This is a genomic window from Streptomyces sp. PTL18 (assembly GCF_059510295.1).
This window is the reverse complement of record NZ_JCAJZO010000014.1, coordinates 70,723-84,755: the sequence shown is the minus strand read 5'-3', so window position 1 is coordinate 84,755 and position 14,033 is coordinate 70,723. Positions and strand designations below refer to the sequence as shown.

8 protein-coding genes and 1 tRNA gene are annotated in these 14,033 nt (G+C 72.1%); 2 read left to right on the top strand and 7 right to left on the bottom strand.

Annotation, left to right across the window (positions count from 1 at the left end; all coding sequences use genetic code 11):
• The first annotated feature begins 22 nt into the window (after window positions 1-22).
• The gene (locus tag AC5WS8_RS24700; protein WP_496105642.1) at window positions 23-679 is read left to right on the top strand and encodes a hypothetical protein; all 657 of its coding nucleotides are present in this window, start codon (window positions 23-25) and stop codon (window positions 677-679) included.
• A complete protein-coding gene (locus AC5WS8_RS24695; RefSeq protein ID WP_496105641.1) occupies window positions 676-1,989 on the top strand; it encodes a tyrosine-type recombinase/integrase in 1,314 nt (437 codons plus the stop codon). Before AC5WS8_RS24700 ends, AC5WS8_RS24695 begins: the two co-directional genes overlap by 4 nt.
• A 93-nt stretch (window positions 1,990-2,082) precedes the next feature.
• Here the strand turns inward: AC5WS8_RS24695 and AC5WS8_RS24690 are convergent.
• The 7 genes from AC5WS8_RS24690 to AC5WS8_RS24660 all read right to left on the bottom strand — a co-directional run bounded on the left by AC5WS8_RS24690 (window position 2,083) and on the right by AC5WS8_RS24660 (window position 14,013).
• Window positions 2,083-2,159: transfer RNA gene (locus AC5WS8_RS24690), tRNA-Thr, on the bottom strand.
• 108 nt (window positions 2,160-2,267) lie between these two features.
• Complete coding sequence (locus tag AC5WS8_RS24685) at window positions 2,268-3,893, bottom strand: alpha/beta hydrolase (RefSeq protein WP_496105640.1); 1,626 nt, start codon at window positions 3,891-3,893, stop codon at window positions 2,268-2,270.
• 130 nt (window positions 3,894-4,023) lie between these two features.
• Complete coding sequence (locus AC5WS8_RS24680) at window positions 4,024-5,229, bottom strand: DNA polymerase III subunit delta' (protein ID WP_496105639.1); 1,206 nt, start codon at window positions 5,227-5,229, stop codon at window positions 4,024-4,026.
• 177 nt (window positions 5,230-5,406) lie between these two features.
• The gene (tmk, locus tag AC5WS8_RS24675; RefSeq protein ID WP_496105638.1) at window positions 5,407-8,643 is read right to left on the bottom strand and encodes a dTMP kinase; all 3,237 of its coding nucleotides are present in this window, start codon (window positions 8,641-8,643) and stop codon (window positions 5,407-5,409) included.
• Between the two features lie 299 nt (window positions 8,644-8,942).
• On the bottom strand, window positions 8,943-11,774 hold the full coding sequence (topA, locus tag AC5WS8_RS24670) for a type I DNA topoisomerase (RefSeq protein ID WP_496105637.1): 2,832 nt from the start codon (window positions 11,772-11,774) through the stop codon (window positions 8,943-8,945).
• A 270-nt stretch (window positions 11,775-12,044) separates the two neighbouring features.
• A complete protein-coding gene (locus tag AC5WS8_RS24665) occupies window positions 12,045-12,242 on the bottom strand; it encodes a hypothetical protein (RefSeq protein ID WP_496105636.1) in 198 nt (65 codons plus the stop codon).
• Between the two features lie 253 nt (window positions 12,243-12,495).
• A complete protein-coding gene (locus AC5WS8_RS24660; protein ID WP_496105635.1) occupies window positions 12,496-14,013 on the bottom strand; it encodes a DUF7059 domain-containing protein in 1,518 nt (505 codons plus the stop codon).
• Window positions 14,014-14,033 lie beyond the last annotated feature (20 nt).

The window sequence follows — 14,033 nt, the reverse complement described above, 5'->3', positions numbered from 1 at the left end:
GCGCTCCTGGGATGCTCGGGGTATGGACTTGCAGATTGATCAGTGGGAAATCGATATGCGCCCTTGGGGGTGGCTTCGATTGCGCGAGACGTCGAGCGACGGGCCGACCGTCTATCTGCAGTTCCAGATCAATGGCAGCAAAGGACATGAGCGGGTAGAGCTTCAGAACGCGATCATGCGGTCGCGAGGAGGCGAACCACTCAGCGGACGCACCTGGCGCCGCATTCCCATCTCCGCCCTGGAGAGTCACTTGGCCTTCGTGCTGATCGAGGCGCCAGCCACGGCCAAGGATGAGCAATCAAGGACTGCTCTCGCCGAAGGCCGAGCAGCGTTCACTGACGGCGTTCCAAACATCGAACCCCCGAACCTAGACAGCCTTGAGGATTACTTCGAGGCGAGCGACGGGGTGATGCCCGTGGGGATCGCCCCCCGGGACAGCGGAATGCTGATCACGCCCGCAGGCAGAATGCCGCAGCTCAAAGCCCCGGAAGGTCGACTGACGGACGACTTCCTTCAGGACGTGGCAGACGCCTACCGCGTGCTGACAGACGCGACCAAGGCGCCGGCGCCATCCATCGCCGAGTCGGCCAACGTCCCTGTGCGCACCGTCCACCGATGGATCTACGAAGCGCGGAAGCGCGGCATCCTCCCGCCCGCGCGGGCAGGGAGGGCAGGATGAGCGGGCGGCGCAGCAACGGAGAGAGCTCGTTCTACTTCTCGGAGTCGGACGGAAAATGGCACGCCTGGGTGACCGTCGGCGTCAAGCCGAACGGGGCCCCGGACCGCCGCCACCGAATGGGCGCAGACGAGGACGTCGTGCGCGGCAAGATGCGCCAGCTGGAACGCGAGCGGGACGCGGGCAAGACGAAGAAGGCCGGCCGCCCGCCGACCGTCGAGCAGTGGCTCACCACGTGGATGGACACCGCCTGCGCACGCAAGGTCGCCGACGGGACAATGAGCCCGCGGACCCTCGACGACTACCGGTCGAAGTGCAGGCTGTACCTGTTCCCCGGCATCGGGAAGCACCGCGTCGACAAGCTCGCCGCCGAGCACCTCGACGCCCTGTACCTCCGCATGATCAAGCAGGGGCTGTCGTCCGGCACGGTGCTGAAGACCCACCGGATCATCGCCCGGGCACTGAAAGTGGCCATGCAACGGGACATCGTGCACCGGAACGTCGCCACCCTCGTCGAGCCGCCGCAGGCTGCCGAGGAGGAGATCGAGCCCTTCACCCAGGCCGAGGCCCGCGCGCTGCTCGCTGAGGCTGCCGAACGCCGCAACGGTGCCCGCTGGTCTGTCGCCCTCGCGCTCGGCCTGCGCCAGGGCGAGGCGCTCGGGCTGCGCTGGAAGTACGTCGACTTGGACAACGGGGTCGCGAAGATCTGGTGGCAGTTGCAGCGCCTCACGTGGCAGCACGGCTGCGACGATCCGCACGCGTGCGGCGCGGCCCACCACCGCAAGGCGTGCCGGAAGAACTGCACCGCCCACAGGAACTACAAGCGCGGCTGCCCGAAGCCGTGCCCGAAGAACTGCACCGACCACGCCAAGGCGTGCCCCCAACGCACAGGCGGGGGCCTGGTCTTCCGCGAGCCGAAGGGCAAGAACAAGCGCCTGGCGCCCATCCCTCCCCCGCTGGTGCCGCTGCTGAAGGCGCACCGCAAGGACCAGCTGCGCGAACGCCTGGCGGCGGGCGAGCTGTGGGAGGAGAACGACCTCGTGTTCTGCCAGCCCAATGGGAAGCCGATCGACCCGCGCATGGACTGGGAGGAGTTCAAGGACATTCTGACCGCGGCGGGCCTGCGCGACGCGCGGGTGCACGACAACCGGCACACGGCCGGCACTCTACTGATCGAGGCGGGCGTCTCGCCGCGGGTCGTAATGGAGATCCTCGGACACAGCTCCATGCGGATGATGACCCGCTACACGCACGTCGCCTCGGTCCTCGCGAACGATGCGGCGAAGCGAATGGGGGATGCGCTATGGGGCTGAGCGTTGTACCGCCGTTTGTGGCAATGGCAACTAGCGATGCAACTAGGCCGAAACAAGAACAGCGGCTTCCCTGGGGAAACCGCTGGTCAGAGGTGGAGCCGCCTTCGGGATTCGAACCCGAGACCTACGCATTACGAGTGCGTTGCTCTGGCCATCTGAGCTAAGGCGGCGCGCTGTCCGCACTATGGTGCGATCAGCAACGTCGGTAAGTCTACACAGTTTCCCGGGGTGCTCCGACCACCCCCCGGAGGCCCCGTCTCCAGGAGGTGCCACGGCGCCTACGAGCAGTGCTTCCCCCGTGCCGGCGGAGTGCCGCGGAGCAGGTACGCGTCGATTGTCGCGTCCACGCACCCGCTGCCGCGGCCGTACGCCGTGTGGCCGTCGCCCTCGTACGTGAGGAGCCGGGCGGAGGAGAGTTGGGAGGTCAGGGAGCGCGCCCAGCGGTACGGGGTGGCCGGGTCGCGGGTGGTGCCCACGACCACGATCGGCGCCGCGCCCTTCGCCTGAATGCGGTGCGGCCGTCCGGTCGCGCGCACCGGCCAGTACGCGCAGCCCAGCGATGACCAGGCCAGGACCCGCCCGAACACCGGGGAGGCCTTCTCGAACGCCGGGAGCGCCTTCTCCACGTCCTCGGGGCCCGAGAACGCGGGTGGCAGATCCAGGCAGTTCACGGCCGCGTTCGCGGACATCAGGTTCGAGTACCGGCCGTCCGGGCCCCGCTCGTAGTAGCTGTCCGACAGCATGAGCAGTCCGGCACCGTCGCGGTGCTGCATCGCCGAGGTCAGCGCCTGGCGCAGCCGCGGCCAGGCCGCCTGGTCGTACATCGCCGCGATCACCCCGGTCGTCGCCAGCGCCTCACCGAGCCTGCGGCCGTCCGCGTCGCCCGTCGGGATGGGTGACGCGTCGAGCTTCTTGAAGAACGCCTTCAGCCTGTCGCCGACCTTCGCCGGCGTCGTGCCCGGGCCGCCCAGGGGACAGTCCGACCGCCGGACGCAGTCCTCGGCAAAGGACTGGAACGCCGTCTCGAACCCCGCTGTCTGCTCCTCGTTGAGCCTGCGCGCGGACAGGGACGGGTCCATCGCGCCGTCCAGCACAATCCGGCCCACCCGTTCGGGGAAAAGTTGCGCATACGTCGCCCCGAGGAACGTCCCGTACGACGCTCCCACGTAGGTCAGCCTCCGGTCGCCCAGCACCGCGCGCAGGATGTCCATGTCACGCGCCGCCTCGGCCGTGGAGACATGGCGCAGCATGGCCGCCGAGCGGCGTCCGCAGCCCTCCGCGAAACGCTTGTACGCCTCGACCAGGCGGCGCGTCTCCTGCTGGTCGTCCGGAGTCATGTCGGTCTGCGTGTACGCGTCCATCTGAGGGCCGTCGAGGCACTCGACCGGCTCGCTGTGGGCCACGCCGCGCGGGTCGACGGCCACCAGGTCGTAGCGGGCGCGGATCTCGGCCGGGTAGCCCACGCCCGCGTACTGCTCCAGATAGCCGACCGCCGAACCGCCCGGCCCGCCCGGGTTCACGAGCAGGGAACCGAGGGACCTGCCCCGACCGGTCGCTCTCCTGCGGGCCACGGCGAGGCGTACGTCACCCGCGCCCGGGTCGGCGTAGTCGCGCGGCGCCTTCATGGTGCCGCACTGGAAACCGGGGACGCCGCAACTGCGCCAGGTCAGCTTCTGTGTGTAGTACGGGGCCAGTGCCGCCGGTGTCGCCCCGGGCAGGGCGGCCTGGGCCGTCTGTGCGGTCGCCGTCGTCGAGCCGCTGGTGGAGCAGGCGGAGACGAGCAGCGCGGCGGCGGCGAGCAGCGTGCCGCACGTCCGCGTCGCGGCCGCGGATCGGCGGGAGGCCAGAGGGAGGCGGAGGGGCTGCAGTAGGCGGGACGGTGCGGGAATACGCCTGGTGTGCATTTCGTGAGCGTAACCATGCGCGACGCGTTGATGCCCGACAGTGACCCAGGCGCCTCGTACGAGTGACGCGGTCAATCGAGCCCAGGGCCCACCCGGTCGAGGGGGAAGGGGCGCGCCCGGGGCTCGCTCCTCATCCCGCTCTGAGCGCCATCGTCATCGCCTCCACCGCCAGCAGCGGGGCCACGTTGCGGTCCAGGGCGTCCCGGCAGGCGGCGATCGCCTCGATACGGCGGAGGGTGGCCTCGGGCGTGCTGCCGCGGGCCAGCCGCTCCAGGGCCTCTTCCGCGTCCGTGTTCGCGAGGGCGAGGCCGGAGCCGAGCTGAAGGGCGAGGACGTCGCGGTAGAAGGCCGTGAGATCGGTGAGGGCCTGGTCCAGACTGTCGCGCTGGGTGCGCGTTCTGCGGCGCTTCTGCTTGTCCTCCAGCTCCTTGACGACGCCCGCGGTGCCGCGTGGCATCCGGCCGCCCTGCACCGCGCCGAGCGCCGCCTTCAGCTCCTCGGTCTCCTTGGCGTCGACCTCCTCGGCGAGCTGCCTGGAGTCCTCCGTGGCCGCGTCGACCAGCTCCTGGGCGCCTCTGAGGCAGCCACCGATGTCGTCGAGCCGCAGCGGGAGCTTGAGGACGGCGGCCCGGCGGGCACGGGCCCGCTCGTCCGTGGCGAGTCTGCGGGCACGGTCGACGTGGCCCTGGGTGGCGCGGGCGGCGGCGGCAGCGACCTCCGGCTCGACGCCGTCACGCCGCACGAGCAGGTCCGCGACCGCTTCCACGGACGGGGTGCGCAGGTTCAGGTGGCGGCAGCGGGAGCGGATCGTCGGCAGGACGTCCTCCAGGGAGGGCGCGCACAGCAGCCACACCGTGCGGGGAGCGGGCTCCTCCACCGCCTTCAGTACCGCGTTGGCCGACTTCTCGTTCAGCCGCTCGGCGTCCTCGACGAGGATCACCTGCCAGCGGCCGTTCGCCGGTGACGTGAACGACTTGCGGACGGTGTCGCGCATGTCGTCGGCGAGGATCTGCGTACCCACGGCGGCGACGGTGGTGACATCCGCGTGGGTGCCGATCAGGGCGGTGTGGCAGCCGTCGCAGAAGCCGCAGCCGGGGGCGCCGCCAAGTGCGCGGTCGGGGCTCACGCACTGCAGCGCCGCGGCGAAGGCCCGCGCCGCCTGCGTGCGTCCCGCGCCGGGCGGGCCCGTGAACAGCCAGGCGTGCGTCATCTTGGACGCCTCGGGCGGCGGGGTGTCGGCGGCGGCCGCGGTGACCAGGGCGTCGGCGTCGCGGGCAGCCGCGGCGAGTTGCCCGCACACCTTCTCCTGGCCCACCAGGTCGTCCCACACGCTCATGGGGCCACCGCCCTTCCGTCGTACCGTGCCCTGGCGCGATCCATTGTGCGGGGCGCCACTGACATTGATATTGCCCACCAGGTTCCGGTGGTCGTGACTCTGTCACTGACTGACGTCCTGCTGGGCCGGCGGCGGCACCGGCGGCCGGACCGGGTCCCCCGCCGGAGCGGGTCCCGCTCAGCGGCGCCTGCCGCGTCCCCGCCCGTCCCGGTCGTCGCTGCGGTCCCGGCGGCCCCTGCCGTCCCGGTGCTCCCGGTCGTCCCGGTCGACGTGCCAGTCGTCGTCCTCGCGGGGGCCGAGCAGTTCGTCCGCCAGGGTCGGGAGGTCGTCCAGGGGCGTCTCCTCCGCCCAGTCCGGGCGCGGGCGGCGGGGACGGCCGTCGGCGTCCAGCTGCGGCAGTTCGCGCGTGCGGTCCTCGGCGCCGTCCGGTCGCGGTGCCGGACGCTCGTCGCGGAAGAAGCCGGGCGGCACCCTGTCCACCGGGCCGGCGCCCCCCGCGTCCCGTACGGGCGGCAGGACGGCCGTCTCGTCGGCGGCTCCCGGCACCACCGGGGGCAGCACCGCCGTCTCGTCGGCCGCTCCCTGCGGCTCGGCCGGGGCCGGCAGCTCCGTCGTGGTCTCCGCGTCGGTGTCGCGCGCCCGCACCGGCGGCAGGACCGCGGTCTCGTCCAACGGCCCGCCGGCCGCGTTCGTCGGCGTCACCAGCGGCGTGGGGACCGTCGTCTCGGCGTCCGGCGACACGCCCCGCGCGGGCGCGCCGGATCCGGTGGCTTCCGTGGCGGGCGGGGCCGATGCGGCCGCCGCTGCCGAGGCCGCCGCCTCCGCCGCGGCCCTGCGTGCCTCCTCGGCCCGCAGCAGCGCCTCCTCGGCCTTGCGCTGCTTCTCCAGCCGTCGTGCCTCGGCCTCCGCCCGCAGCCGGGCCTCCTCCTCGGCCTGCCGGCGACGTCGCTCCTCCTCGGCCCTGCGCCGCGCCTCCTCCTCGGCCCGGGCCTGCTCCTCGGCCAGCAGCCGCGCCTTCTCCTCCTCGGCGCGCCGACGGGCCTCCTCGGCGCGCTGCCGGGCCTCCTCGGCCTGCCGCTCGGCCTCGCGGCGCTGCGCCTCCTCCAGCTCGCGCCGCTTGCGCTCCTCCTCCTCGGCGCGCAGCTTGGCCAGCTGCTCCTGGCGCTCGCGCTCGAGCCGCTCCTCCTCGGCCTTGCGGGCCGCCTCCTCCTCGGCCTTGCGCCGGGCCTCCTCCTCGGCCCTGCGCCGCGCCTCCTCCTGCGCCTTCAGCTCGGCCTCGGACAGCGGCAGCATCTGGTCGAGCCGGGCCCGGATGACGGTGGTGACCGCCTCGGGCTCCTGTCCGGCGTCGACCACGAGATAGCGCGCGGGGTCGGCCGCGGCCAGCGTGAGGAAACCGGACCGCACGCGCGCGTGGAACTCGGCCGGCTCCGACTCCAGCCGGTCCGGCGCCTCGGTGAACCGCTCCCGCGCGGTCTCCGGCGCGACGTCCAGCAGGACCGTGAGGTGCGGTACGAGGCCGTCGGTCGCCCAGCGGTTGATACGGGCGATCTCGGTCGGGGACAGGTCACGGCCCGCGCCCTGGTAGGCCACGGACGAGTCGATGTACCGGTCCGAGATCACGACCGCGCCCCGCTCCAGGGCCGGACGGACGACCGTGTCCACGTGTTCCGCGCGGTCCGCCGCGTACAGCAGCGCCTCCGCGCGGTGCGACAGGCCGGCACTGGAGACGTCCAGCAGGATCGACCGCAGCCGCTTGCCGACCGGGGTGGCCCCCGGCTCGCGGGTCAGCACCACCTCGTGGCCCTTGGCGCGGATCCACTCGGCGAGCGCCTCGGCCTGGGTGGACTTCCCGGCGCCGTCGCCGCCCTCCAGGGCGATGAAGAATCCGTTCGCCGCGGGGGCGTGCTCGGGATCGTCGCCGCCGCGCAGCGCGTCGAGCAGGTCCTGCCGCAGCGGCACTCCGGAGCGGTCGTCGACCTTGGCGAGGACCAGCGCGGCCACGGGCAGCAGCAGCGCGCCGACCAGCATCAGGGTGAAGGCGGCGCCGCCGTGCGCGAACACGAACCTGCCGTTCTCCATCCGATGCGGTCCGATGGCTCCGGCCACCAGCGGCGCCACGAGCGCGCAGAGCGCGACGCACACCCGGACGACCGCGTGCAGGTGCTCGGTCGTGCGCGGCCGGCGGTGCTCCTCGACCTCCTGGTCGAGGAGCGTGTGCCCGGTGTTCGCGGCCACGCCCGCGCCGATGCCCGCGAGCAGCGCGGCCAGCAGCACGCTGGTGACGTCCGGGTCGAGACCGGCGGCGAGCAGCGCCACCCCGGTGAAGGCGATCGCCAGCGCGAGCAGCCGGCGCCGCGAGAGCGACGGGAGCACGCGGGGGGCCGTACGGATGCCGACGACCGCGCCGCCGGTCAGCGTGAGGACCAGCAGGCCGTACAGGACGGGACCGCCACCCAGGTCCTTGGCGTGCAGCACGGAGACGGCGACAGCGGCCGCGACCGCGCCGGCGACGGCGGCGCAGGCGAGCACCAGGAGCGGGAGCGCGCCCGTGCGGCCCTTCTCGGCGCCCGCGTCCGTCCGGGGGCGGCGCAGGCCCTCCAGCGGCGACCGCGCGCGCGGAGTGCGGGTGTCGGGCAGCTCGAGGGAGGTGGCCACCGCCAGGGAGGCGGCGAACAGACCGGCCGCCACGTACGACGCGAGGGCCGCCTGGTGCTGGTCGAACCAGGCGATGCCCGTGCCCAGCAGGTTGTTCACCAGCGCGACCACGACGAGTCCGGCGGCGGCCAGCGGCACCGCCACGAATCCGGTCCGCAGCGACAGGCGGCGCAGGGCGTCCAGGTGGTCGGGCAGCGGACGCACCGTCGCGCCCTCCAAGGGCGGCGCGGGCAGCAGGGCGGGCGCCGCGCTCTGCCGGCACACCGTCCAGAAGCGCTCGGCGACGCCGGTGACGAAGGCGGTGACGAGCAGGAGCGCGAGCGCACTGCCAGGTGTCCAGTCGATCCACAGGGGGGCGACGATCAGCAGGGCGGCCCGCAGACCGTCGGCGCCGACCATGGTCCAGCGGCGGTCGAGCGGCCCCTCCTGGGACGTCAGCGCGCTGAGCGGGCCGAGGAGCACGGCCCCGAAGAGCAGGGTGGAAAGCACCCGTGCGCCGAAGACGGCCGCGATCGCGAAGGCCACACCCCGGTAGCCGGGACCGAACGCACCCTGGGCGACGGCCGCCTGGAGGACGAGCAGGATCAGGACGAGCACGGCGAGGGCGTCACCGATGCCGCCCACGAACTGGGCGCTCCACAGCCGCTTCAGCTGCGGCTGGCGCAGCAGGGCGCGAACGGCGCGCTCGCGTGAATCTGCGACCAGGGCGTCGTCGGAGGCCGCGTCGGGGGCCGTTGGCTGCTCGGCTCGCGTCATCTCTCTCTTCCGTCCGGTGAACCGTCGGGTCCCTCTACTGGGTGATGGTACGCGGGCAGGTACCCACGGTAGTTTGGCCGAGTCCGGGCAACCGGGCCCACCGCCGGGTCGGTGCGAAGTGACGTCTGTGGAGTCGGTGTCGGTCCGCTGGGCGGTTCCCCGTCCTTCCGCGGTCGACGCTGCAGCAGAAGGCGCCCTGACAGGCAGTGTCAAGCTTTCAGCTTATCGGGGAGCGAAAACCAAGCTTCACAAGGCTTCCACAAGTGGGCCCCGGCAGATGCCGGGGCCCACTTGGCGTCCTACTCGGCGTCAGCCGCCCTGGAGGTCGCGGCCTTCTTCGCCGCCGTCTTCTTCACCGTGGTCTTCTTGGCGGCTGTCTTCTTCGCCGCGGTCGACGTCGTCTTCTTGGCCGGTGCCTTCTTCGCGGCGGCCTTCTTCGCCGTCTTCTTCGCGGGCGCCTTGGCCCGCTTCTCCGCGAGCAGCTCGAAGCCGCGCTCCGGGGTGATCGTCTCCACGCTGTCACCGGAGCGCAGGGTCGCGTTGGTCTCGCCGTCGGTGACGTACGGGCCGAAGCGGCCGTCCTTGACCACGACCGGCTTGCCGGAGACCGGGTCCTCGCCCAGCTCCTTCAGCGGCGGCTTGGCGGCCGCCCGACCACGCTGCTTGGGCTGGGCGTAGATCGCCTGCGCCTCCTCCAGCGTGATCGTGAAGATCTGGTCCTCGGACTGCAGGGAGCGCGAGTCCGTGCCCTTCTTCAGGTACGGGCCGTAGCGGCCGTTCTGCGCGGTGATCTCCTGTCCGTCGGCGTCGGTACCCACGACGCGCGGCAGGGACATCAGCCTCAGCGCGTCCTCGAGGGTCACCGTGTCCAGGGACATCGACTTGAACAGCGAGGCGGTGCGGGGCTTGACCGCGTTCTTGCCGGTCTTCGGGGTGCCCTCGGGGAGTACCTCCGTGACGTAGGGGCCGTAGCGGCCGTCCTTGGCGACGACGGTGTGCCCGGTGGCCGGGTCGGTGCCCAGCTCGAAGTCGCCGCTGGGCTTGGCCAGCAGCTCCTCGGCCAGCTCCACGGTCAGCTCGTCCGGCGCCAGGTCGGCCGGGATGTCGGCGCGCTGGTGCTTCTCGCTGTCCTTCTCGCCGCGCTCGATGTACGGGCCGTAGCGGCCGACGCGCAGCACGATGTCGTTCCCGACGGGGAACGACGACACCTCGCGCGCGTCGATCGCGCCCAGGTCGGTCACCAGTTCCTTCAGGCCGCCGAGGTGGTCCCCGTCGCCGTTGCCGGCGTCGGCCGCGGTGCCGTTGGCGCCCGCGACGAAACCGCTGTCGGGTGCCGTCTCGCCGAAGTAGAACCGCTTCAGCCACGGCACGGCCTGCGCCTCGCCGCGGGCGATGCGGTCGAGGTCGTCCTCCATCTTGGCGGTGAAGTCGTAGTCGACGAGCCGCCCGAAGTGCTTCTCCAGGAGGTTCACCACGGCGAAGGACAGGAAGGAGGGCACCAGGGCCGTGCCCTTCTTGAACACGTAGCCGCGGTCCAGGATCGTGCCGATGATCGACGCGTAGGTCGAAGGGCGGCCGATCTCGCGCTCCTCCAGCTCCTTGACCAGGCTGGCCTCGGTGTAGCGGGCCGGGGGCTTCGTCGCGTGGCCGTCGACCGTGATCTCGTCGGCGCTCAGCGCGTCACCCTCCGCGACCTGCGGCAGCCGGCGCTCGCGGTCGTCGAGCTCGGCGTTCGGGTCGTCGGCGCCCTCGACGTAGGCCTTCAGGAAGCCGTGGAAGGTGATCGTCTTGCCGGACGCGCTGAACTCCGCGTCCCGCCCGTCGGCGGCGGTGCCGCCGATCCTGACCGTGACCGAGTTACCCGTCGCGTCCTTCATCTGGGAGGCGACGGTCCGCTTCCAGATCAGCTCGTAGAGCTTGAACTGGTCGCCGGTCAGACCGGTCTCCGCCGGGGTGCGGAAACGATCACCCGAGGGACGGATCGCCTCGTGCGCCTCCTGCGCGTTCTTGACCTTGCCGGCGTAGGTGCGCGGCTGCTGGGGCAGGTAGTCGGCGCCGTAGAGCTGCGTGACCTGGGCACGGGCGGCGGCGATCGCCGTGTCGCTCAGGGTCGTGGAGTCCGTACGCATGTACGTGATGTAGCCGTTCTCGTACAGCTTCTGCGCGATCTGCATGGTGGCCTTCGCGCCGAAGCCGAGCTTGCGGCTCGCCTCCTGCTGGAGCGTCGTCGTACGGAACGGGGCGTACGGCGAGCGGCGGTACGGCTTGGACTCGACGGACCTGACCGAGAAGCGGGTGTTCTCCAGGGCGGCGGCCAGCGCACGGGCGTTCGCCTCGTCGAGGTGGAGGACCTGGGCGCTCTTGAGCTGTCCGAGGGAGTCGAAGTCGCGCCCCTGCGCGACCCTCCTGCCGTCGACGCTCTGCAGCCGGGCCACGAGCGAGGACGGGTCCGACGTGTCTCCCGCGCGGCCGGTCGCGAAGGTGCCCGTCAGGTCCCAGTACTCGGCGGAGCGGAAGGCCATGCGCTCGCGTTCCCGCTCGACCACGAGACGGGTCGCGACCGACTGGACACGGCCGGCCGACAGGCGCGGCATGACCTTCTTCCACAGGACCGGCGAGACCTCGTAGCCGTAGAGGCGGTCGAGGATGCGGCGGGTCTCCTGGGCGTCGACGAGCTTCTGGTTCAGTTCGCGCGGATTGCGGACGGCCTGCTGGATGGCGTCCTTGGTGATCTCGTGGAAGACCATCCGCTTGACCGGGACCTTCGGCTTCAGCACCTCCTGGAGGTGCCAGGCGATGGCCTCGCCCTCCCGGTCCTCATCGGTGGCGAGGAACAGCTCGTCGGAGTCCTTCAGCAGGTCCTTGAGCTTCTTGACCTGCGCCTTCTTGTCGGCGTTGACGACGTAGATCGGCTGGAAGTCGTGTTCGACGTCCACGCCGAGGCGGCGCACCTCGCCGGTGTACTTCTCGGGGACCTCCGCGGCGCCGTTCGGAAGGTCGCGGATGTGCCCGACGCTCGCCTCGACGGTGTAGCCCGGGCCGAGATAGCCCTTGATCGTCTTCGCCTTGGCAGGCGACTCGACGATGACGAGTCGGCGGCCGCCCTGTGCGGTCTCGCTGGTCGGGGACAACTTCGCTCTTCTCTCCGGTCGACGCTGAGGCCTCCCCAGGCCTTGGTCCCGGGGTGAGGTCGCTTTCTGGCTCGCTGGTGACGCTGCGGAGTGTGACGGTACATCCCGCCCCCGTGTCAAACGGGAAAAGCCCACAACGGCCACTCGAACGGTAACCCGACTACCGGCATTCCTGCCGCCCGGACTGTTCAGCGGCCTTTTCGGACCTGTCCGGAGGGTGATCTCCCGGTTACTGCGGATCCGGTCGCCCCGCAACCGTGAACGGTGTTGTCAGAGGCGGATGAAGCACCATGTGCCCGCCGTCAGCGCGGCCGCGGCGGCGAGGCCCGCGAGCGCGGCGGATGCGACAGGGGTCACACCGTCCGCGATCGGCTCACCACGGTACAACCGGGTCGCGGTCCAGGTCAGCAGACTGCCGCCGAACAGGACGAACACCGTGCCCGTGATGATCGCCGGCACGCTCTCCATGTCTTTTCCCTCCCGCCCGGCCGGCCCGGCTTCCTCCCTCCGAACCGCCCCGGCGACGGAGGCTGACACGCCGGGAAAGCCCGTACGCGAACCTGAGGTGAACGCACGGCGGACGATCCGCTCGCACGCCCTGTGCGCCCCCGGGGCGACAGGAGGCGGGCCGGCGGCCGGAACGAACGAACTCGACGCGAACTCGTTGGTGCGGGGTCTCGCGCCACCTCGCTGCCCCGCCACCCCGCCGCCTCACCCGCGGTCAGTGCGCGGGCTCCAGGAACCCTTGTTCGACCAGCAGCCGGATCTGTGCGGGCGTGCGGTCGCGCAGCAGCACGGGGTCCTCGCCGACCAGCTGGGCGATGGCGTCCAGGATCCGCCCCGCGCTCAGCGTGCCGTCGCAGACGCCCGCGAAGCCCGCGCCGACCGTGTCCACCTTGGTGGCGCGGCGCATCCCCCGGTTCTGGCGCAGCACCACGTGCTCCGGGTCCTCGGCACCAGGCAGCCCGACCTGCTCCTGGACCACCTCGGCGGCGAGCTTGAAGTACCCGGCGAGCAGGGCGGCGTCGTCATGCGCCCGCAGGTAGTCGACGCGGTCGAAGTGCGCGCGCACCGTGTCGCCGAGCGGCTGTTCGACCGAATGCGGCCACTCCTCGATCGTGATCGAGGGCTCGGCGGCGTCGGTCCTGCGCAGCGCGATCCAGCCGAAACCGACCGCCCGCACCTTGCGCGCCTCGAACTCGTCCAGCCAGGCGTCGTAGCGCGCCTGGTACTCGGCCGCGTCGCCGCGGTGGTCCCCGGCGTCCCTGAGCCACAGCTCGGCGTACTGGGTGACGTCCTGCACCTCGCGCTGCACGATCCACGCGTCACAGCCGCGCGGCACCCAGGACCTGAGCCTGTCCTGCCAGTCCCCCCCTTCCACGTGCTGCCAGTTGGCGAGGAACTGCGCGAACCCGCCCGCGTTCAGCCGCTCCCCCGACCGCTGGACGAGCGTGCGGCACAGGTCGTCCCCGCCCATCCCGCCGTCGCGGTAGGTGAGCCGGGCGCCGGGGGAGATCACGAAGGGCGGGTTCGACACGATCAGGTCGAAGGTCTCGTCGTCCCGGACCGGCTCGAAGAGCGAACCCCGGCGCAGATCGGCGGCCGGGGCGCCGGACAGCGCGAGGGTGAGCGCGGCGATGTGCAGGGCGCGCGGGTTGACGTCGGTCGCGGTCACGCGCGTGGCGTGCCGGGCGGCGTGCAGCGCCTGGATCCCGGAGCCGGTGCCGAGGTCGAGGGCGGAGTGGACGGGGGTGCGTACGGTGATGCCGGCGAGCGTGGTGGAGGCGCCGCCGACCCCGAGGACCACGCTCTCGTCCCGGCTGCCGATCCCTCCCGCCCCGCCGACGGCACACCCGAGGTCGGAGACGATGAACCAGTCCTCGCCGTCCGCTCCGCCGTACGGCCGCACGTCCACGGTCGCGGCGACCTCGTCCCCGCCGGTGCGCACCAGCCAGCCCGCCTCCAGGCACGCGTCGAGGGGCAGGACGTCCGCCACGCGCGCGTGGAGCACGGGTTGTTGCAGCAGGAACAGCCGTACGAGCGTCTCCAGCGGCGTGTCCCCACGCGTCGCCCGGAGTGCGGGCACGGTCTCGCTCCGCGCGAGCGCCGCGTACGCGGGCGCGCCGAGCAGGTCGAGCAGCCCGTCGGCGGTGAAGGAGGCGCCGAGCAGGGCGTCCCGCAGCCGTGCGGCGACATCGGTGCGGTCCAGGGAGGGCAGGGTGCGACTCGGGGTACTCACGTCCCCATTGTGGCGTGCGG

Excerpts from the sequence above, each read along its gene's own strand:
- AC5WS8_RS24680 (WP_496105639.1), bottom strand. The coding sequence starts at position 5,229 with ATGAGCGTGTGGGACGACCTGGTGGGCCAGGAGAAGGTGTGCGGGCAA.
- AC5WS8_RS24695 (WP_496105641.1), top strand. The coding sequence starts at position 676 with ATGAGCGGGCGGCGCAGCAACGGAGAGAGCTCGTTCTACTTCTCGGAG.
- tmk (WP_496105638.1), bottom strand. The coding sequence starts at position 8,643 with ATGACGCGAGCCGAGCAGCCAACGGCCCCCGACGCGGCCTCCGACGAC.
- AC5WS8_RS24685 (WP_496105640.1), bottom strand. The coding sequence starts at position 3,893 with ATGCACACCAGGCGTATTCCCGCACCGTCCCGCCTACTGCAGCCCCTC.
- AC5WS8_RS24700 (WP_496105642.1), top strand. The coding sequence starts at position 23 with ATGGACTTGCAGATTGATCAGTGGGAAATCGATATGCGCCCTTGGGGG.
- AC5WS8_RS24665 (WP_496105636.1), bottom strand. The coding sequence starts at position 12,242 with ATGGAGAGCGTGCCGGCGATCATCACGGGCACGGTGTTCGTCCTGTTC.